The organism is Escherichia fergusonii ATCC 35469, from assembly GCF_000026225.1.
Classification (GTDB): Bacteria; Pseudomonadota; Gammaproteobacteria; order Enterobacterales; family Enterobacteriaceae; genus Escherichia; species Escherichia fergusonii.
In genome coordinates this window covers 1,921,246-1,940,145 of record NC_011740.1, presented here as the reverse complement: position 1 = coordinate 1,940,145, position 18,900 = coordinate 1,921,246, and the positions used below count along the sequence as shown (strand labels likewise).

The following is an 18,900-nucleotide window of genomic DNA, read 5'->3' as shown; positions in this document are numbered from 1 at the left end:
CAAAAAGTTTGTTTATCAATCAGTTATTGCTTTTTTTGCCACCGGCAGTGAATTTGTTATGCTGATGGCTCTAAATAATTATGACAATAAGTGCGAGTAAGTTTTGCACAACAACCCTCAGGAGTGAGTTATGGATATCCTTTTTTATCACCCAACGTTCGACACCACATGGTGGATTAATGCCCTGAGAGAGGCGTTGCCTGAGGCAAAAGTGCGTGAGTGGAAATGCGGCGATCACGATCCAGCTGATTATGCGCTGGTCTGGCATCCGCCCGTTGAGATGCTGGCTGGGCGAACATTGAAGGCTGTGTTTGCTCTCGGTGCCGGTGTCGATTCGATTTTGAGTAAGTTACAGGCGCATCCTGAAATGTTAGCCCCCTCCGTCCCACTGTTTCGACTCGAAGATACCGGGATGGGCGAGCAGATGCAGGAATATGCCGTAAGCCAGGTGTTGCACTGGTTTCGTCGGTTTGATGATTATCAGGCACTGAAGAATGAATCTCGTTGGGAACCCCTGCCAGAATATCGCAAGGAAGATTTTAGTATCGGGATCATGGGCGCAGGTGTGCTGGGCAGTAAAGTAGCAGAAAGCCTGAAAGTCTGGGGATTCCCGCTACGTTGCTGGAGTCGTAGCCGAAAATCCTGGCCAGGCGTCGAAAGTTTTGCCGGGAAAGAGGAGTTGGGCGCTTTTCTGCGTAAGACGCGAGTATTAATTAACCTGTTACCCAACACGCCAGAAACCGTCGGTATTATTAATCTGCATTTGCTCAACCAACTGCAGGACAATGCATACCTGCTTAACCTCGCGCGGGGTGTACATGTTGTCGAAGATGACCTGCTGATTGCCCTGAATAACGGCAAACTGAAAGGTGCGATGCTGGATGTTTTTAGTCGGGAACCTCTGCCAGCCGAAAGCCCGTTGTGGAAACATCCGCGCGTGGCGATGACACCACATGTCGCAGCAGTAACACGTCCGGCTGAAGCTGTGGCGTATATTTCAAAAACGATTAACCGTCTTGAGAAAGGTGAACCTGTTACCGGTCAAGTTGATCGTATCCGTGGCTACTGATGACAACCCGGTGAAAGCCGGGTTTCAACTAATAAACACCTGCGATTCCTGCTATCCTTGTCGCAAAATGACTACCGGAGAGAACTATGTATCCCGTCGATTTGCATATGCACACTGTTGCCAGTACTCATGCATATAGCACACTGAGCGATTATATTGCGCAAGCCAAACGCAAAGGCATTAAGTTATTTTCCATTACTGACCACGGCCCTGATATGGCCGATGCTCCACATCACTGGCATTTTATTAATATGCGAATTTGGCCTCGTATCGTTGATGGAGTAGGGATCTTGCGTGGCATTGAGGCCAATATCAAAAATACCGAAGGTGAAATTGACTGCTTTGGTCAGATGTATGATTCTCTGGACCTGATTATTGCAGGCTTCCATGAGCCTGTGTTCGCACCTCATGATAAAGCCACCAATACCCAGGCGATGATTGCCACCATTGCCAGTGGCAACGTGCATATTATTAGCCATCCCGGCAATCCCAAATATCCTATCGATATCATGGCAGTTGCCGAGGCGGCAGCTAAACACCAGGTTGCGCTGGAGATCAATAACTCCTCATTTATACACTCGCGTAAAGGTAGTGAAGATAATTGTCGGGCAGTAGCTGCGGCAGTCCGTGATGCAGGTGGCTGGATCGCTCTGGGATCTGACTCGCACACCGCCTATACCCTTGGCGAGTTTGATGAAGCGCTTAAAATTATCGAAGCGGTAGATTTTCCTGAGGATCGTATCCTCAACGTTTCGCCTGCACGTATGTTGGGATTCCTTGAATCTCGCGGTATGACGCCAATTGCTGAATTTGCTGAACTTTAATTACTGGTTACTGGAATATATTGATGAACGAGTTTTCTATCCTGTGTCGTGTTCTTGGCTCACTTTACTATCGTCAACCGCAGGATCCGTTGCTGGTACCGCTGTTTAACCTGATTCGGGAAGGTAAACTGGCAGCCAGTTGGCCGCTGGAGCAGGATGAGTTGCTGGCGCGTTTACAAAAAAGCTGCGATATGACGCAACTGGCTGCTGATTATAATGCGCTGTTTGTCGGGGATGAGTGCGCTGTTTCGCCATATCGTAGTGCCTGGGTCGAAGGTGCTACAGAGGCTGAAGTGCGTGCATTCCTTTCCGGGCGCGGAATGCCGCTGGCAGATACTCCTGCTGATCATATCGGTACACTGCTACTTGCTGCATCCTGGCTGGAAGATCACTCAACAGAAGATGAAAGCGAAACACTGGAAACACTGTTTGCGCAATATATTTTGCCGTGGTGCGGTACTTTCCTCGGAAAAGTGGAAGCACACGCAACTACGCCGTTCTGGCGGACGATGGCTCCACTTACGCGTGATGCCATTGGTGCGATGTGGGACGAACTGGAAGAAGAAATCGAAGAGTAAATGTGATCTAAATCACTGTGCAATGCAACATGAGTGTTGCATTGCATAAAATGTGTGCGCGATCTCATTTGTTGCGCACTTTTCTGCTATCATGCGCCGCATGAACATACTTATCTCAATTGCAATAACAACTGGCATTCTCTCCGGTATTTGGGGATGGGTGGCAGTTTCGTTGGGTCTGCTAAGCTGGGCGGGTTTTCTGGGCTGTACAGCCTATTTTGCCTGTCCGCAAGGAGGCCTGAAGGGGCTGGCGATCTCTGCATGTACGCTGTTAAGTGGAGTGGTGTGGGCGCTGGTAATCATTCATGGTAGTTCGCTGGCACCACAGCTGGAAATAGTCAGTTATGTGCTGACCGGTATTGTGGCATTCCTGATGTGTGTGCAGGCTAAACAGCTACTGCTTTCTTTTGTACCAGGCACCTTTATTGGCGCATGTGCCACGTTCGCCGGGCAGGGCGACTGGAAATTGGTGCTGCCATCTCTGGCCCTGGGGTTGGTGTTTGGATACGCAATGAAAAATAGTGGATTGTGGTTAGCGGCTCGCCGTGAAAAAAGTATCTCCCAGGCTGTAACACCAAAATAAAAGCGTGCGGGGTAACCGCACGCTTTTATACATCACATCAGGATTCTGGGGGAACAGACATATGACGGTATTTCACCAGAATGTCGTTTTGTCTGTCGGCTTTATTTTGTAAATCCCACAAACCACGATCAATACCATCGTTAATCAGGAAGATAACACCTGTTTCAATGGCTGACATCAGGCACAGCATCACAGGTTCGTTAGAGGTATAGCCAATTTCCCCTTCCAGTAACCGCTGGTAGTCGATAAAGCGGAATACACCTGCCTGTACTTCATAAGACAGAATGGTTTTACTGGTATTCACGGATGACAAAATCTCCCCCGTGCTGACATTGACGACGCGCAGGTTCACTGCAATTTGGTCGAGTTGATACTGCGTATCTGCGCCAATACCGAAATACCTGGCCCCCACACCACCAGATTTCACGTTGCTTTCATAGCCGATAATTGAGCCTTCAACCATGATATTCGCCGCTGTCAGTGACTGGAGCGGAATACGGTTATTTACCGCCACTGTTCCGTTTTCCTGAGCTGCACGAATAATTTTGCGTTCATTCAGCAGGTTTTGCAGGCCCTGGCGCTCCAGTGGCACAAACCAGCGTGAATCTTTTAGTGCCGTAACCAGCATCGCGGTGGCGCTTTGCGGAACAGCGGTAGAGAAGTTACTGGCCGGGTAGGGTTTAAACTGCCCGGTTTCGTCCTGAATATTGTAAACCGAAACAAAGATCTTACCTGTTGGCGAAGGCAAATGCGTTAAGTCCTTATAACTCTGCGCCCGCGGCATTAATGTCGGCTTTGCCCCTTCTTTTGGCGGCGCGGTTAAGCATCCGCTCAATAAAATAACGGCCACTAAAACAAATAAGCGCTGCATGATGTTGGTCCTTACGTTGCTGTGGCTTAAAAATCGGTAGAGTTTGTTTGCAAACCAGAGACTTCAATAGTTGATGTTTTGCCAGTTTTTCTGTCCGTAATGTTTAATTGCAATTGGCCATCACGGTTAGCAATATCAACAATAAAATCACTGGTGACCAGTCTGCCTGGTTTGCCGGTATTTATATTGGTCAGTAAGCCGCCTAATATTTGCGACTGGATCGCCTGGGTAAAGTTATCCAGTGCTGAGGGCGTTTCTATACCAAAATCGTCGTTATAGCTGGGATCTTTATAGGAGTTTTGTGCCTGGGCACTATTCAATAAAAAAGCACCATTATTGGGATTACCGCCAAAGTTAGGATTACGGAACTGGAATGTCATATTTCCGGCCCAACTGAGTGGCGAAATAAGCATAAGCAGTACTACCGCATGTTGGACACGCATTATAGCCTCCGGACTGATTAGTATTAAAATTCATCGTGCGCCAAATCACCGGTGCCTAACAGCGCCTGATCTATTTGCCGACGTTTTAACGCTTCTTCGGTTTGCAGCAGCGCAAAGACTACCGTTTTTTCAAAATCACGTTTCATGGGGAATAAAAAAGTCTGGAAGATAACGTCCTGATTAACCGTTATCGTTATCCAGCTTCCCCACCGCGCGCTGGGTCTTTCATTAATGGATAAGTTTCCTGTGTACTCACTTTCCCATTTATCACTAAAGGCGCGATAAAAATCATGGCCAATTGAGGACACGGTATGGTCAGTTAATAATCCAGGAACCTCCACTTCAACGGCGTGAAGGTTACCAGCAGCAAACATAAGTTGTGCTGCTAACATCCAGTTTAAATAGCGCTTCATGGCTCTATCGCCTGAGGTTATCGTTTGCCCATGAGACAGCTTGAGTACGGTTTTTAACAGATATCTTCTTGAAAAGATTATAAAGATGTGTCTTGACCGTATTTTCACTGATAAACAGAGAACGCGCGATCTCATTGTTGGAGGCGCCGATACGCAGTTTATTAAGGATCTCTTTTTCCCGATGAGTGAGTAATGCTGATTCCGTGCTGTTGTAACGATAATTACCAGAATGGGTAATCAGGTAGCTGGCCAGTTTTTGCGAGAAATAACACTCACCACGCAAAACGCCATGTAATCCATTTACCACGCATTCCTGATCTTCTGCTGCGTAAAAAACACCATTGATGTGCGGCCAGTTTTCAATTTCCCGATAGGGATAGTCGTCAGGAGTATTTAACAATAACGTTTTGATATTGTTATTCTTCCGACTTAAGTTGTCCTGCCAGTAGTGAATCAGTTTTCTGTCTGCTTCCATCATATCAAGTAAAACAATACAACTGGAGGATATATCGTCCAGAGACCGCTGAATATTATGCAGTTTTCCAGGTATCGCCAGTGATTGCTTTAAATGCTGCAGTAATGCCGTTGCCTGCAGAGATGGTTTGGTAATCAATAACAGTGTATGTGTATGAATACTATGGTCTTCACTGAACATGATGAAACCCCACTTTTTTATTTGTCACACATCCAACAGCTGCCTCTTGAAAAAAAAGGCACCAGAAGTACTGAAAGATGTGGCACTGCTGTGTGTAGAATAAATACTACTTAAATAAGTAAAATATAAAACTAATGAACTACATCTGATTTCAATCTAGTCATTACAAATCTTAAAGCAAGCGTTAAACTTGTAACAAAATGTAATTCTATATATTTAAATGTTAATCTTAAGCTTTTCTTAAGTTCGAATTTAATAGAAAAGTTGTACATCTGATAGTTGTTGCACAGATTTAAAAAATCATACAAATACATGTAACTAATTGATATTTAGATATATTAATATTATTTGATGAAGTTTTCTGTCCTGGTGAATTACTGGAAATTTATCTTCCTGCTTCTGGACAAATTTTTGCGACAAAAAGACGAGCTTTGTCACGTCATGCTCGAGCACTCATCAAAAAATGCCTTGCAGACATGGAAAATAGCCATAAAAATATTTTTAACTAAATTGTGAAACGATAAATATCACAATCATTTATAAGCAAATAAAAGCCATGTCTGGCAGCATGATTATGCGTTAATTAATACTTTGGTGTGACAAAGGTAATAAAAATACAACTGGCGGGTGAGTTATTAAAAATGTTTCCGCAGACATACTCTTCATCGTAACTCGGCGTTAACAAAAAACGATTCGGGTTAACATAAAGTGGAACTTAAATGTATGTCCAGGTCCAGGGTGACAACATGAAAAACAAATTGTTATTTATGATGTTTACAATACTGGGTGCGCCTGGGATTGCAACCGCAACTGATATGGCTAACTCAGAATATAATTTTGCGGTTAATGAATTAAGCAAGTCTTCATTAAATCAGGCAGCCATTATTGGTCAATATGGTACTGACCACAGTGCACAAATACGCCAGGGAGGCTCAAAACTTTTATCGGTTATTTCTCAAGAAGGTGGAAGTAATCGGGCGAAGATTGACCAATCAGGAGATTATAACCTTGCTTATATTGATCAGTCAGGCAGTGCGAACGATGCCAGTATTTCGCAAGGTTCATATGGTAATACAGCGATAATTCTCCAGAAAGGTTCTGGGAATAAAGCAAATATTACGCAGTATGGTACTCAAAAAACGGCAATTGTAGTGCAGAGACAGTCGAATATGGCTATTCGCGTGACACAACGTTAATACCTTAGCGACTATTAAATCAATCCGATGGGGGTTTAAGATGAAACTTTTCAAAGTAGCAGCAATTGCAGCAATCGTGTTCTCTGGTAGCGTTTTGGCAGGTACTGTTCCGCAGTTTGGCGGCGGTGGCGGTCATAACCCGGGTAATGGTAATAACAACGGCCCGAATTCAGAACTGAACATTTATCAGTACGGTGGCGGTAACTCTGCTGTTGCCTTGCAAACTGATGCTAAAAACTCTGATCTGACAATCACTCAACACGGCGGCGGTAACGGTGCTGACGTTGGACAAGGTTCTGATGACAGCTCAATCGATCTGCTGCAGCGTGGCTTTGGTAACAGTGCTACTCTGGACCAGTGGAACAGCAAAGATTCTATTATGAAAGTTAAACAATACGGTGGTGGCAACGGCGCCGCTGTTGACCAGACTGCTTCTAACTCTCAAGTAAATGTTACCCAGGTTGGCTTTGGCAACAACGCTACTGCCCATCAGTACTAATACATAATCTGTATTACAGAAAACAGGGCGGAAGCCCTGTTTTTTTTCGGGGGTATACAATGAACACACTCTTATTACTGGCGGCACTTTCCAGTCAAATTACGTTTAATGCCCAGCAACAGGGGGATATTTACACTATTATTCCTCAGGTCACACTCACAGAGTCTTGTGTATGCCAGATAAAAATAATGTCATTACGCCAGGGAAGTGGTGGGCAAAGTCAAACTCAGCAACAACAAACACGCTCAATACCGGCCAATCAGCCAATTGATTTAACGACGCTTAAGCTAAATATTTCACCTGAAGACACAGTTAAAATAGTTGTTACTGTTTCTGACGGAAAATCACTGCATTTATCACAACAATGGCCGTCCTCTGCAAGTTCTTCATAACCGGAGAATTTATTCTTTGCTGACTGGCAGGAAATGCAGACCGCTGTCATAACTATTGTGACCCTTTTCACGCAAAACTCGCACTTAAGGATGAGTCCTTATTAAGGATGCATTTATGTTGGCAAAACATCATTTGAGAATCTGTCTGGCTACCATAGCTATTATCTCTTACCCGGTACTGGCAGGCAGTAATGTTACTGGTGGTGTGATCCAGTTTCGTGGACAAGTCGTCGAACCACCCTGTGATTCATCTGTTGATAATCAGCATGTGGTTATGAGTTGTCTACAAAACGGTCAGATCAAAACATCACGTTTTACTCTCCAGCAACTCACTAAAACATCACCGCAACTGGCAGCGACAGCAAATGTAAATATGCATTATCTTGATAAAGACAAAAAATTGGCAATTATGACTATCGAATATCGTTAGCACTGGCGTGAGGATTATCTTAACAGCGAATAAAAACTGCGATTTTAGCTAAAACCCTGCTGTACACTTACAAGACAAGTTGCAAGGAGGAGTTATGAAATCGCGAATTCATGTATTGCAGGGCGACATTACCCAGCTCGCAGTTGATGTGATAGTTAATGCTGCGAACTCATCATTAATGGGCGGCGGTGGGGTCGATGGTGCGATTCATCGTGCTGCGGGGCCGGAACTCCTCGAAGCCTGCCAGAAAGTTCGCCGCCAACAAGGGGAATGTCCCACGGGTCATGCGGTGATTACTATTGCCGGAAATCTTCCTGCCAGGGCGGTGATTCATACTGTAGGCCCTGTGTGGCGTGATGGTGAGCACAACGAGGATCAATTATTACATGATGCCTATCTCAACAGCCTGAAGCTGGCGCAAGCCAATGGCTATAAGTCAATCGCCTTTCCTGCCATTAGTACCGGGGTATATGGATTTCCACGAGCAGCTGCGGCAGAAATTGCTGTAAAAACAGTTTCAGATTTTATAACCCGTCACGCCTTACCGGAGCAGATATACTTTGTCTGTTATGATGAAGAAAACTCCCGCCTTTATAACAGACTCCTTACCCAACAAGGAGATGAGTGATTTGCCCCGTCTGGCACTAGCGGTAGAACCGTTGTGCGCACAACATCCGGGGCAGTGTGGATTGCTGCCCCTTGATGATAGCCTGGATGCTTTTGCTGCCCGTTATCGATTGACCGAAATGGCAGAGCGTACCCTGGATGTGCAGTATTACATCTGGCAGGACGATATGTCTGGTCGTTTGCTATTTGCAGCGCTCCTTGCTGCGGCGAAACGTGGCGTGCATGTGCGCTTGCTGCTGGATGATAATAATACACCTGGTCTTGATGACACCTTGCGGCTGTTGGATAGCCATCCGAATATTGAGATTCGGTTGTTCAATCCTTTTTCTTTTCGCCTCTTGCGCCCATTGGGCTATTTGACGGATTTCGCCCGTCTTAATCGCCGGATGCACAATAAAAGTTTTACTGTTGATGGTGTTGTCACGTTGGTGGGTGGGCGCAATATTGGCGATGCGTATTTCGGTGCAGGGGAAGAACCTCTGTTTTCGGATCTTGATGTGCTGGCTGTTGGCCCAGTAGTCAGCGATGTGGCAGATGATTTTGAACGTTACTGGCATTGTGGATCTGTCGCTTCGTTGCAACAGGTGCTCTCGCTTTCTGAGCAAGAGATCTCAGAACGGATTGTTGTACCAGACTCCTGGCAAAACGATCCGATGGCTCAGCGCTATATGCATATACTGGAAACCAGTCAGTTTATGACTCATCTTTATAATCGCTCATTGCCACTGATTTGGGCAAAAACACGTTTGTTAAGTGATGATCCGGCAAAAGGTGAGGGCAAAGCGCAACGACATTCTCTGTTGCCGCAACGTTTGTTTGATGTAATGGGCTCGCCCGCCGAGCGCGTGGATATCATATCCTCCTATTTTGTCCCTACTCGTGCTGGTGTTGCGCAGTTACTCAGGCTGGTGCGAAAAGGGGTGAAAATCGCCATCCTGACTAATTCACTTGCCGCCAATGATGTGGCAGTGGTGCACTCAGGTTATGCCCGCTGGCGTAAGAAACTGTTGCGTTATGGAGTGGAGTTATATGAGCTAAAACCAACTCGTGAGCAACCGAGCGTTATTCATGATCGCGGAATTACCGGTAACTCTGGTGCCAGTTTGCATGCCAAAACTTTCAGTATAGATAGTAAAACAGTATTTATCGGTTCGTTTAATTTTGATCCTCGCTCAATACAACTTAATACGGAAATGGGATTTGTCATTGAAAGCGAAGCTTTGGCTTCGCTGATTCACAAGCGCTTTTTACAAAGTTTGCATGATGCTGCCTGGCAGTTGCGCCTGGATAAATGGGGGCGAATTAACTGGATCGAGCACCAACAAGACAGGGATGTTGTGCTAAAAAAAGAACCCGCGACCACATTGTGGAAACGGGCTCTGGTGAAACTGGCGAGGCTTTTGCCGGTTGAATGGTTATTGTGACCTGTACTTAGCGTGCCACCGCATTATTATTGTCACGCTTCATTGCTGGTTTGCCGGAGAATAAAAACTTCAACAGTGGGATGCGCAAATGAATTTCGTACAAAATAATGGCAATACCCACCACAAAAATCATCCCGCTAATGAATCCTAACCAGTTTGAGCTGATATGGGGTGTGATATAAGCACCAAAAAATAGCGTTAATGGATGGTGAACTAAATAGATGAACAGTGAGGCATTGACGAAATAAGCCACCCGCGCTGACTGAAAGTTTAATAAACGATGACCAAGAGAAAAGACCACATTAACCATCCACAGGCCCATAACCATGGTGATCACCGATTCAGTTTCATACATCCACGCATCACCACTGCCATATTGTTGGTTTAAGCGATAAGCAACAAATGCCAGTGCTGCGGCAATTGTGCAACCTTTCGATGGCGTGGTGAATAATGCTTTAAGTTTGGGATAAATAAACGCCAACGCGCCCAGAATAAAAAAAGGCATATAAAACAGCGTTTGCATGACAATAAAATTGAACATCCCGTCGCTGAGAATTGGCGGGTAAACAAGAAAAATAAGCCGACGAATCGCCGCATAACCAATGCCGAGTAACAAAAAAATGAGTGATAGCTTACTCATTGAACACCACCCTGGCGTGCTATCAGGTCGATCCTCCAGGCTTTTTCTGATACGGCCAAAAATCCACACACTAAGTGATGTCATCACCACCAGAACTAACAGAAACCAGAGGTGGGAAATTAATTCCCAGGCCAGCGTGTTATATTTTTCATATAACGACAACGTATGCCACGTTTCCGCTTTACCTTTTACATATTGCAACATAACAAATTGCGGTAAGGTTAACAAAGGTATAGCGGTTAACATCGGAATACCGACACGTTCTACGCGAACTTTCCACCAGCGTCTAATGGGATAGCGTAAAAATAACATGTACGAAAAATAGCCCGATATAACGAAAAACACCTGCATACGAAATGAATGGATAAAGTCGTTAAACAGTGTCAACAGCCAGGATGGCTGAGCGCTATTTACATGCCAGGTGTGTCCTGAATAAATCAGGGAAATATGAAAAGGGATCCCTAACAACATCAGCCAGGCGCGGATGGAGTCGAGAAAATATTCACGCTGTGTGGGTACTGGATTCATAGATGATTATGGTATCTCGGACTATTCGTCTTATCCGTAAGCAGGATAATGGTTACATTGCGGTGGCAACCCTACACGAACTCTGGCGATCTGTCTCCAGGATAATTACACAAAGACGCCAGGGGGTCCGAAAGGTGCTTAATCCATGAGCCAGCACGCTGAACGTTGCCGGGATTCAGTTGTCGTAATGCCTGCTTATCCATTAAAATAGATCGGATCGATATAAGCACACAAAGGGGGAAGTGCTTAGAAATTATGAAACATAAACTACAAATGATGAAAATGCGTTGGTTGAGTGCTGCAGTAATGTTAACCCTGTATACGTCGTCAAGCTGGGCGTTCAGTATTGATGATGTGGCGAAGCAAGCTCAATCCTTAGCCGGGAAAGGCTATGAGGCGCCGAAAAGCAACTTGCCCTCCGTCTTCCGCGATATGAAATATGCGGACTATCAGCAGATCCAGTTTAACAGTGACAAAGCATACTGGAGCAACCTGAAGACTCCATTCAAGCTCGAGTTCTACCATCAGGGGATGTACTTCGACACGCCTGTTAAAATAAACGAAGTTACCGCAACTACGGTTAAACGCATTAAATATAGCCCTGATTACTTCAATTTTGGCGATGTTAAGCATGATAAAGACACCGTAAAAGATCTTGGTTTTGCTGGTTTTAAAGTGCTTTATCCGATCAATAGCAAAGATAAAAACGATGAAATTCTCAGTATGCTCGGCGCCAGCTACTTCCGTGTGATCGGCGCAGGTCAGGTCTATGGTCTTTCTGCTCGTGGGCTGGCAATAGATACAGCATTACCATCAGGTGAAGAATTTCCCCGCTTTCGCGAGTTTTGGATCGAACGTCCAAAACCGACCGACAAACGCTTAACCATTTACGCATTACTTGATTCCCCTCGTGCTACGGGTGCTTATCGTTTTGTGGTAATGCCAGGCCGTGACACGGTAGTAGACGTGCAGTCAAAAGTTTATCTGCGCGACAAAGTAGGCAAACTGGGTGTTGCGCCATTGACCAGTATGTTCCTGTTTGGTCCGAACCAGCCTTCTCCGGCAACCAACTATCGCCCGGAATTACATGACTCAAATGGCTTGTCAATTCATGCTGGCAATGGTGAATGGATTTGGCGTCCGCTGAATAATCCGAAACATCTTGCTATCAGCAGTTATGCGATGGAAAACCCGCAGGGATTTGGCTTACTGCAACGTGGGCGCGATTTCTCTCGCTTCGAAGATCTGGATGATCGTTACGATCTGCGTCCAAGCGCCTGGGTCACTCCAAAAGGTGAATGGGGTAAAGGCAAAGTAGAGTTGGTGGAAATTCCAACCAATGATGAAACGAACGACAACATCGTGGCTTACTGGACTCCTGACCAGTTGCCGGAACCGGGCAAAGAGATGAATTTCAAGTACACCATCACCTTTAGCCGCGATGAAGACAAACTCCATGCACCGGATAACGCCTGGGTGCAGCAAACCCGTCGCTCCACGGGGGATGTCAAGCAATCGAACCTGATTCGTCAGCCTGACGGAACTATCGCATTTGTGGTGGATTTTACGGGCACAGAGATGAAAAAACTGCCTCAGGATACTCCAGTTACGGCGCAAACCAGTATTGGCGATAACGGTGAGATTGTTGAAAGTTCTGTGCGTTATAACCCGGCCATCAAGGGCTGGCGTCTTACCATGCGTGTAAAAGTAAAAGATGCCAAGAAACCTACTGAGATGCGTGCAGCGCTGGCCACTGCCGATAAAACGCTGAGTGAAACCTGGAGCTACCAGTTACCTGCCAATGAATAAGACAACTGAGTACATTGACGCGATGCCGCTTTCGGATATCGAAAAAGCGGCATTGCCGAAAACTGATATCCGCGCTGTACATCAGGCGCTGGATGCCGAGCATCGCGACTGGCCTCGAGATGATGACTCTCCGCAAGGTTCGGTAAAAGCTCGTCTTGAGCAGGCCTGGCCAGATTCCCTGGCCGATGGTCAATTGATTAAAGATGATGAAGGTCGTGATCAGCTCAATGCTATGCCGAAAGCGAAACGCTCATCAATGTTTCCTGATCCCTGGCGTACAAACCCGGTAGGGCGTTTTTGGGATCGCTTGCGTGGCCGTGATGTTACCCCGCGTTACCTTGCAAGGTTGACCAAAGAGGAGCAGGTCAGCGAGCAGAAGTGGCGTACCGTGGGCACGATTCGTCGCTATATTCTGTTGATCCTGACGCTGGCGCAAACGGTGGTAGCCACCTGGTACATGAAGACAATTCTGCCGTATCAGGGCTGGGCATTCATTAACCCGGCAGATATGCTTGACCAGGATTTGTGGGTCTCCTTTATGCAGCTTCTGCCTTACATGTTGCAAACGGGGATTCTGATCCTTTTTGCTGTCCTCTTTTGCTGGGTTTCGGCAGGCTTCTGGACAGCATTAATGGGCTTTCTGCAACTGCTGATTGGTCGCGATAAATACAGTATTTCTGCATCAACTGTCGGTGATGAACCGTTAAATCCTGAGCATCGTACTGCACTGATCATGCCTATCTGCAACGAAGACGTTAACCGTGTGTTTGCGGGGCTGCGTGCAACATGGGAATCAGTAAAAGCCACAGGCAATGCGAAGCACTTTGATGTGTACATTTTAAGCGATAGTTACAACCCCGATATCTGCGTGGCAGAGCAAAAAGCGTGGATGGAGCTGATCGCTGAAGTGGGTGGCGAAGGACAGATTTTCTATCGCCGCCGCCGCCGCCGTGTGAAGCGTAAGAGCGGTAACATTGACGACTTCTGTCGCCGTTGGGGTAGCCAATACAGTTATATGGTGGTGCTGGATGCTGACTCCGTGATGACCGGTGATTGTTTGTGTGGTCTGGTACGCCTGATGGAGGCTAACCCGAACGCCGGGATTATTCAGTCATCACCGAAAGCATCCGGGATGGATACGTTGTATGCTCGTTGTCAGCAGTTTGCTACCCGTGTGTATGGGCCGCTCTTTACTGCCGGGTTGCACTTCTGGCAGTTAGGGGAATCGCACTACTGGGGACATAACGCGATTATCCGCGTGAAACCGTTTATCGAGCATTGCGCGCTGGCGCCATTGCCAGGTGAAGGTTCATTTGCAGGTTCAATTCTTTCACATGACTTCGTTGAAGCGGCATTAATGCGCCGTGCCGGATGGGGCGTATGGATTGCATATGACCTTCCTGGTTCTTATGAAGAGTTGCCGCCTAACCTGCTGGATGAACTGAAACGCGACCGCCGCTGGTGTCATGGTAACCTGATGAACTTCCGTCTGTTCCTGGTAAAAGGAATGCACCCGGTACATCGCGCTGTATTCCTGACAGGGGTAATGTCTTATCTCTCCGCGCCGTTGTGGTTTATGTTCCTTGCGCTCTCTACCGCGTTGCAGGTGGTACATGCGCTGACAGAACCACAATACTTCCTCCAGCCGCGTCAGTTGTTCCCGGTCTGGCCACAGTGGCGACCTGAACTGGCAATCGCGTTGTTTGCCTCGACGATGGTGCTGCTGTTCTTGCCAAAACTACTGAGTATTATGCTCATCTGGTGTAAAGGCACCAAAGAGTACGGCGGTTTCTGGCGCGTCACATTATCGTTGCTGCTGGAAGTGCTGTTTTCTGTCCTGCTGGCTCCAGTGCGTATGTTGTTCCATACCGTGTTCGTGGTCAGTGCTTTCCTTGGCTGGGAGGTGGTATGGAATTCGCCGCAACGTGACGATGACTCCACTTCATGGGTGGAAGCGTTTAAACGTCACGGCTCACAGTTGCTGCTTGGATTGGTATGGGCAGTTGGCATGGCGTGGCTGGATTTACGCTTCTTGTTCTGGTTGGCGCCGATTGTCTTCTCGCTGATCCTGTCGCCATTTGTGTCGGTGATCTCCAGTCGTGCAACTGTTGGACTGCGTACCAAACGCTGGAAATTGTTCCTTATCCCGGAAGAGTATTCACCACCGCAGGTGCTGGTAGATACCGATCGCTTCCTTGAGATGAATCGCCAGCGTGCGCTTGAAGATGGCTTTATGCATGCCGTGTTTAACCCGTCGTTTAACGCACTGGCTACAGCAATGGCGACTGCACGTCACCGTGCCAGCAAAGTACTGGAAATTGCTCGTGATCGCCATGTTGAACAGGCGCTCAATGAAACGCCTGAAAAACTCAATCGTGACCGTCGTCTGGTCTTGTTGAGTGATCCAGTGACGATGGCTCGCCTGCATTATCGGGTCTGGAATTCCCCGGAGAAATATTCATCCTGGGTCAATTACTACGAGACACTGACGTTGGATCCTCTGGCATTACGTAAGCCAGATGAAGCTTCTCAGTAACGGCAAAATAGCCTGATGTGCTGTGCTTATCAGGCCTGCAATCTTCCTGCAACGTGTTAAATTTGCATGATTTTGTTGGCCGGATAAGGCATTCATATCGCATCCGACATATACCGGCGTAACGCCGGTATTTTTTACGGAGCAGGTATCCAATGCGTTTCATTGCGGTAAGCATCATGATCACCCTGCTTAGCGGCTGTGGCAGTATTATTAGCCGTACCATTCCGGGGCAGGGGCATGGCAACCAGTATTATCCCGGCGTGCAGTGGGATGTACGTGACTCTGCATGGCGTTATGTCACAATCCTCGACCTGCCGTTCTCACTGGTTTTCGATACCCTCCTGCTTCCGGTTGATATTCATCACGGGCCGTATGAATAATTAACGCTCATCCCATTCATCAGCCGCTGCCCGGCCTTCTTCGGTGTCCAGCGGTGGTTCCAGTTGAAACTCGCCTTCATCCCATTCGTGAAGTGTGTTCTCTTCCTGCCATTCCTGACGGATCTCGATCTCATCATAATCGCCGTCAAAAACACTTTGTGCTGCTTCACCGCTTAGCATAGGCAAACATTCGCCTTCTTCCCCTTCGTCGGCAAAAAACTCAACCTGCCACATGATGTCGCCATCCTGTAGAACATACTTTTGCGCATTGAACTGTTGCACATTCGCTTCTTCGGCTTCGATACCTGGATTATCCGCAAGAAACTCTTCACGTGCAGCGTCAATTGCTTCTTCAAGTGTTGCGTACATGGTCATCACGTTTCTCCCTTTAATTTGATGAGGTTTCAGGGAAAAGAATAGCTGATTCTCCAGTTTTGCAAGTCTGAATGGGTAAAAATCAACCTAATACTTGAGGTTCGCGGCGGCGACGTAAACTATTCCAGGAATAAATTATGTTAAACAGCACGACACATGCAGTGACCAGAAAAACTGCGCGGAAACCATAGTTAGCCGATATCGCGGCCCCCATTAACGGGCCGGTAACGTTACCGATGTCGCGAAATGACTGGTTATAACTGAAAATACGCCCGGCAATTTGGTTAGAGGAGTTATACACCAGCAATGTTTGAACAGCGGGAAGTAATGCACCGTCAGCAGCTCCCAGTAAAAAACGAAGGATGCCGAGTTGCCACGGTGTCTGAACAAACGACATCGGGATCAACAGCAGAACAGAGAAGATCAGCGCAGCAATCAGGATCTTATCCGGCCCGATGCGATCTCCAAGTTTACCAAGACGTGGGGCGCTAAGAAGAGCAGCAACACCAGGTACAGAGGCGATCATGCCGCTGATAAAAGCGATATTGCCGACGTTACCGGCCAGTTCACGGACATAGAGCGTAAGAATGGGGGCGATGGAGCCGGAAGCTATCTGAATAATCATCGTGGTAACAAAAAGACTCAACACCAGCCTGGGATTCTTCAGCGAGAACACGACCTCGCGCACATGCAGCATTTCTTTCTTACTGACGGGCTGAAACTTCTCTTTGATACACAAGAGCGTTACCACGAAGCAGAGCATTAGCACGCTGGCTGTTATAAAAAACACCGGGCGTAAACCGTAGTGATCAGCCAGTAAACCGCCAGCTAAGGGACCAAGTAGTGCGCCACTTACACCACCGGTTGAGAGTGTGCCCAGCGCCCAACCACTTTTGTTGCGGGGCACTTGTGTTGCGATCAACGCATTCGCATTAGGGACAAAGCCACCCAGCAATCCCAGCAGTGCACGCAGGATCAAAAACTGCCAGATATTTTGTGCCATCCCCATTAAAATCATGACGATCCCCATTCCCAGGGCTGAGCGCAATAGCATGATTTTTCGACCTTTACGGTCAGCCAGTCCGCCCCAAAACGGTGATGCGATCGCGGAGAAAAGGAAGGTAATGCTGAAGACGATCCCGGACCATAAGTTCAGGGCACTGTGACCAGTGACACCGAGTTCTTCGACATAGAGAGGTAAGAAAGGCATGACCAGACTGAACGCAGCGCCGGTGAGAAAACAGCCCAGCCAGGCAACAATAAGATTTCGTTTCCAGTTTATAGCGTCGTCAGATTCAGAAGGAGACATAGTAATCCACAGTTTGTAAGCAGGGGGCACTTGTATTTACAGGAGAAAAAGGTAAGCACACTAATTATGCGCCTGACATATAGATGCTGCAATGTGGAGAGCTTTTATCGCTAAATTACGGCAGAGCGGTTGTTGCCGGATAAGATGCGGGTTGCATCTTATCCGATTTACGAGGAAATGAATTAATAACGCGAAGGAACACCTTGCGGGCGCGTTTTAAAGCGACGATGCAGCCACATATATTGCTCAGGGGCCATCATGATGCATTTCTCGACGACTTTGTTCATCCACGCAGCGGTCGTTTCGGCATTATCCAGCGGTGGTGAGCATTCTGGTGGCAGCATAATCAGTTCGTACCCCTTACCATCAGGTTTGCGGCGGGGAACGAACGGTACCAGGCAGGCACCTGACATTTTCGCCAGCATCCAGGTGCCAGAGGTGGTGGCGGCTTGTTCTACAGCAAACAGCGGTACAAACACACTGGCCCGTGGACCGTAATCATGATCGGGGGCATACCACACGACTTCCCCCTTTTTGAGCGCCTTGATCATGCCTTTCAGATCCTTACGATCAAGCATCGATTTATTGGAGCGCAAGCGACCCCAGGTTTGTAGCCAGTCGATCAGCGGATTATCATTCGGGCGATAAACACCAATCCCTGGTTCCTGCATACCAAACTGGCGAGCACCAAGTTCAAGTGTTAAAAAATGAATGCCGACCAGTAAGATACCGCGCTTTTGCGCCTGAACTTCACGGATATGCTCCATACCAATCACATCTGTCCAACGCGCAATACGACGGTCTGGCCAGAACCATGCCATTCCGGTTTCCATCAGCCCCATGCCTACGGATTCGAAATTTTTCACGACCATCTCATGGCGCTCTTGCTCACTCATTTCTGGAAAGCAAAGCTCCAGATTGCGATAAGCAATTTGGGCGCGTCGTTTCATAACATGTAACGCCAGACGCCCCATCGCGCAGCCCAGACGATAGATAATCGGGTAGGGTAACTGCACGACCAACCAAAGTGCGCCAATACCCAACCAGGTTAACCAGTAACGTGGATGAAGTAGAGCTGAGGAGAACTTGGGTATATTCGTCATGTCAATCCTGTGTTTGAACCTATAACTGGCAATTCTATGTATTGTTGCACTTTTTCGTCCGTAACTAAAATATACGCTATCAGAATGGGTGAAATTACCACAATTGTAAGCTACTGATTAATTTTAAGATGCAAATGTAGCGTAAAATGTGTGGATGTTACTGTGAAAGAATTGCTATATCATGCGGCCGATTTTACTTCCCATTCAGGAACCGTA

21 protein-coding genes are annotated in these 18,900 nt (G+C 47.1%); 13 read left to right on the top strand and 8 right to left on the bottom strand.

The window, feature by feature from the left end; translation table 11 throughout:
* The first annotated feature begins 130 nt into the window (after window positions 1-130).
* The 4 genes from ghrA (at window position 131) to EFER_RS09500 (ending at window position 3,054) form a co-directional block, all read left to right on the top strand.
* Window positions 131-1,069, top strand: a complete 939-nt coding sequence (gene ghrA / locus EFER_RS09515) for a glyoxylate/hydroxypyruvate reductase GhrA (RefSeq protein WP_000353197.1) — start codon at window positions 131-133, stop codon at window positions 1,067-1,069.
* An 86-nt stretch (window positions 1,070-1,155) separates the two neighbouring features.
* Window positions 1,156-1,893, top strand: coding sequence for a phosphatase (locus tag EFER_RS09510; RefSeq protein ID WP_000283682.1), 738 nt, complete (start codon window positions 1,156-1,158; stop codon window positions 1,891-1,893).
* Between the two features lie 23 nt (window positions 1,894-1,916).
* Entirely contained in the window at window positions 1,917-2,471 is a 555-nt protein-coding gene (locus EFER_RS09505; RefSeq protein WP_001001886.1) for a TorD/DmsD family molecular chaperone, read from the top strand.
* A 100-nt stretch (window positions 2,472-2,571) separates the two neighbouring features.
* The gene (locus EFER_RS09500) at window positions 2,572-3,054 is read left to right on the top strand and encodes a DUF1097 domain-containing protein (RefSeq protein WP_024256467.1); all 483 of its coding nucleotides are present in this window, start codon (window positions 2,572-2,574) and stop codon (window positions 3,052-3,054) included.
* Between the two features lie 37 nt (window positions 3,055-3,091).
* Here the strand turns inward: EFER_RS09500 and csgG are convergent, their stop codons facing one another.
* The 4 genes from csgG to csgD are packed head-to-tail and all read right to left on the bottom strand — an operon-like array spanning window position 3,092 to window position 5,436.
* The gene (gene csgG, locus EFER_RS09495; RefSeq protein WP_001189333.1) at window positions 3,092-3,925 is read right to left on the bottom strand and encodes a curli production assembly/transport protein CsgG; all 834 of its coding nucleotides are present in this window, start codon (window positions 3,923-3,925) and stop codon (window positions 3,092-3,094) included.
* Window positions 3,926-3,951: 26 nt separating this feature from the next.
* Window positions 3,952-4,368, bottom strand: coding sequence for a curli production assembly/transport protein CsgF (gene csgF / locus EFER_RS09490; RefSeq protein ID WP_001265887.1), 417 nt, complete (start codon window positions 4,366-4,368; stop codon window positions 3,952-3,954).
* A gap of 23 nt (window positions 4,369-4,391) precedes the next feature.
* Window positions 4,392-4,781 (bottom strand): curli production assembly/transport protein CsgE, encoded by a 390-nt coding sequence (csgE, locus tag EFER_RS09485; RefSeq protein WP_000833257.1) that lies wholly within the window; start codon window positions 4,779-4,781, stop codon window positions 4,392-4,394.
* Window positions 4,782-4,785: 4 nt separating this feature from the next.
* A complete protein-coding gene (gene csgD / locus EFER_RS09480; protein WP_000490584.1) occupies window positions 4,786-5,436 on the bottom strand; it encodes a biofilm master transcriptional regulator CsgD in 651 nt (216 codons plus the stop codon).
* A gap of 746 nt (window positions 5,437-6,182) precedes the next feature.
* Here csgD and csgB point away from each other — a divergent pair.
* The 6 genes from csgB (at window position 6,183) to EFER_RS09450 (ending at window position 10,004) form a co-directional block, all read left to right on the top strand.
* Window positions 6,183-6,632 carry a curli minor subunit CsgB gene (gene csgB / locus EFER_RS09475; protein WP_024256466.1) on the top strand — a complete coding sequence of 150 codons (450 nt, stop codon included), beginning with the start codon at window positions 6,183-6,185 and terminating at the stop codon, window positions 6,630-6,632.
* Window positions 6,633-6,672: 40 nt separating this feature from the next.
* A complete protein-coding gene (gene csgA / locus EFER_RS09470; RefSeq protein WP_000765273.1) occupies window positions 6,673-7,131 on the top strand; it encodes a curli major subunit CsgA in 459 nt (152 codons plus the stop codon).
* Window positions 7,132-7,190: 59 nt separating this feature from the next.
* Complete coding sequence (csgC, locus tag EFER_RS09465; RefSeq protein WP_001094297.1) at window positions 7,191-7,523, top strand: curli assembly chaperone CsgC; 333 nt, start codon at window positions 7,191-7,193, stop codon at window positions 7,521-7,523.
* Between the two features lie 115 nt (window positions 7,524-7,638).
* Entirely contained in the window at window positions 7,639-7,953 is a 315-nt protein-coding gene (locus tag EFER_RS09460) for a fimbrial protein (RefSeq protein WP_000879861.1), read from the top strand.
* A 94-nt stretch (window positions 7,954-8,047) separates the two neighbouring features.
* Window positions 8,048-8,581 carry an O-acetyl-ADP-ribose deacetylase gene (gene ymdB, locus EFER_RS09455; RefSeq protein WP_000842232.1) on the top strand — a complete coding sequence of 178 codons (534 nt, stop codon included), beginning with the start codon at window positions 8,048-8,050 and terminating at the stop codon, window positions 8,579-8,581.
* Window positions 8,523-10,004 carry a phospholipase D family protein gene (locus EFER_RS09450; protein ID WP_002431490.1) on the top strand — a complete coding sequence of 494 codons (1,482 nt, stop codon included), beginning with the start codon at window positions 8,523-8,525 and terminating at the stop codon, window positions 10,002-10,004. Before ymdB ends, EFER_RS09450 begins: the two co-directional genes overlap by 59 nt.
* A 7-nt stretch (window positions 10,005-10,011) precedes the next feature.
* On the opposite strand, the gene mdoC is transcribed toward EFER_RS09450, so the two are convergent.
* The gene (gene mdoC / locus EFER_RS09445) at window positions 10,012-11,172 is read right to left on the bottom strand and encodes a glucans biosynthesis protein MdoC (RefSeq protein WP_001070380.1); all 1,161 of its coding nucleotides are present in this window, start codon (window positions 11,170-11,172) and stop codon (window positions 10,012-10,014) included.
* A 273-nt stretch (window positions 11,173-11,445) separates the two neighbouring features.
* Here mdoC and mdoG point away from each other — a divergent pair, with 273 nt between their 5' ends.
* The 3 genes from mdoG to EFER_RS09425 all read left to right on the top strand — a co-directional run bounded on the left by mdoG (window position 11,446) and on the right by EFER_RS09425 (window position 15,897).
* On the top strand, window positions 11,446-12,981 hold the full coding sequence (gene mdoG / locus EFER_RS09435; protein WP_015953466.1) for a glucans biosynthesis protein MdoG: 1,536 nt from the start codon (window positions 11,446-11,448) through the stop codon (window positions 12,979-12,981).
* Window positions 12,974-15,517, top strand: a complete 2,544-nt coding sequence (gene mdoH, locus EFER_RS09430) for a glucans biosynthesis glucosyltransferase MdoH (RefSeq protein ID WP_015953465.1) — start codon at window positions 12,974-12,976, stop codon at window positions 15,515-15,517. The genes mdoG and mdoH overlap by 8 nt, the downstream gene beginning before the upstream one ends.
* Before the next feature lie 152 nt (window positions 15,518-15,669).
* Window positions 15,670-15,897: a YceK/YidQ family lipoprotein gene (locus EFER_RS09425; RefSeq protein ID WP_001210959.1), complete on the top strand. Its 228-nt coding sequence runs from the start codon at window positions 15,670-15,672 to the stop codon at window positions 15,895-15,897.
* Here the strand turns inward: EFER_RS09425 and EFER_RS09420 are convergent, their stop codons facing one another.
* From EFER_RS09420 to EFER_RS09410, 3 genes are all read right to left on the bottom strand, one after another.
* Window positions 15,898-16,272, bottom strand: coding sequence for a MysB family protein (locus EFER_RS09420; protein WP_000180065.1), 375 nt, complete (start codon window positions 16,270-16,272; stop codon window positions 15,898-15,900).
* 82 nt (window positions 16,273-16,354) lie between these two features.
* Entirely contained in the window at window positions 16,355-17,581 is a 1,227-nt protein-coding gene (gene mdtG, locus EFER_RS09415) for a multidrug efflux MFS transporter MdtG (protein WP_000075067.1), read from the bottom strand.
* A 182-nt stretch (window positions 17,582-17,763) separates the two neighbouring features.
* Entirely contained in the window at window positions 17,764-18,684 is a 921-nt protein-coding gene (locus EFER_RS09410; RefSeq protein WP_000181884.1) for a Kdo(2)-lipid IV(A) acyltransferase, read from the bottom strand.
* Window positions 18,685-18,900 lie beyond the last annotated feature (216 nt).

Excerpts from the sequence above, each read along its gene's own strand:
- csgB (WP_024256466.1), top strand. The coding sequence starts at position 6,183 with ATGAAAAACAAATTGTTATTTATGATGTTTACAATACTGGGTGCGCCT.
- csgA (WP_000765273.1), top strand. The coding sequence starts at position 6,673 with ATGAAACTTTTCAAAGTAGCAGCAATTGCAGCAATCGTGTTCTCTGGT.
- mdtG (WP_000075067.1), bottom strand. The coding sequence starts at position 17,581 with ATGTCTCCTTCTGAATCTGACGACGCTATAAACTGGAAACGAAATCTT.
- EFER_RS09510 (WP_000283682.1), top strand. The coding sequence starts at position 1,156 with ATGTATCCCGTCGATTTGCATATGCACACTGTTGCCAGTACTCATGCA.
- EFER_RS09425 (WP_001210959.1), top strand. The coding sequence starts at position 15,670 with ATGCGTTTCATTGCGGTAAGCATCATGATCACCCTGCTTAGCGGCTGT.
- csgD (WP_000490584.1), bottom strand. The coding sequence starts at position 5,436 with ATGTTCAGTGAAGACCATAGTATTCATACACATACACTGTTATTGATT.
- EFER_RS09410 (WP_000181884.1), bottom strand. The coding sequence starts at position 18,684 with ATGACGAATATACCCAAGTTCTCCTCAGCTCTACTTCATCCACGTTAC.
- csgE (WP_000833257.1), bottom strand. The coding sequence starts at position 4,781 with ATGAAGCGCTATTTAAACTGGATGTTAGCAGCACAACTTATGTTTGCT.
- csgF (WP_001265887.1), bottom strand. The coding sequence starts at position 4,368 with ATGCGTGTCCAACATGCGGTAGTACTGCTTATGCTTATTTCGCCACTC.
- mdoC (WP_001070380.1), bottom strand. The coding sequence starts at position 11,172 with ATGAATCCAGTACCCACACAGCGTGAATATTTTCTCGACTCCATCCGC.
- mdoG (WP_015953466.1), top strand. The coding sequence starts at position 11,446 with ATGATGAAAATGCGTTGGTTGAGTGCTGCAGTAATGTTAACCCTGTAT.
- EFER_RS09450 (WP_002431490.1), top strand. The coding sequence starts at position 8,523 with ATGATGAAGAAAACTCCCGCCTTTATAACAGACTCCTTACCCAACAAG.
- ymdB (WP_000842232.1), top strand. The coding sequence starts at position 8,048 with ATGAAATCGCGAATTCATGTATTGCAGGGCGACATTACCCAGCTCGCA.
- mdoH (WP_015953465.1), top strand. The coding sequence starts at position 12,974 with ATGAATAAGACAACTGAGTACATTGACGCGATGCCGCTTTCGGATATC.
- EFER_RS09505 (WP_001001886.1), top strand. The coding sequence starts at position 1,917 with ATGAACGAGTTTTCTATCCTGTGTCGTGTTCTTGGCTCACTTTACTAT.
- EFER_RS09460 (WP_000879861.1), top strand. The coding sequence starts at position 7,639 with ATGTTGGCAAAACATCATTTGAGAATCTGTCTGGCTACCATAGCTATT.
- EFER_RS09420 (WP_000180065.1), bottom strand. The coding sequence starts at position 16,272 with ATGACCATGTACGCAACACTTGAAGAAGCAATTGACGCTGCACGTGAA.
- csgC (WP_001094297.1), top strand. The coding sequence starts at position 7,191 with ATGAACACACTCTTATTACTGGCGGCACTTTCCAGTCAAATTACGTTT.
- EFER_RS09500 (WP_024256467.1), top strand. The coding sequence starts at position 2,572 with ATGAACATACTTATCTCAATTGCAATAACAACTGGCATTCTCTCCGGT.
- csgG (WP_001189333.1), bottom strand. The coding sequence starts at position 3,925 with ATGCAGCGCTTATTTGTTTTAGTGGCCGTTATTTTATTGAGCGGATGC.
- ghrA (WP_000353197.1), top strand. The coding sequence starts at position 131 with ATGGATATCCTTTTTTATCACCCAACGTTCGACACCACATGGTGGATT.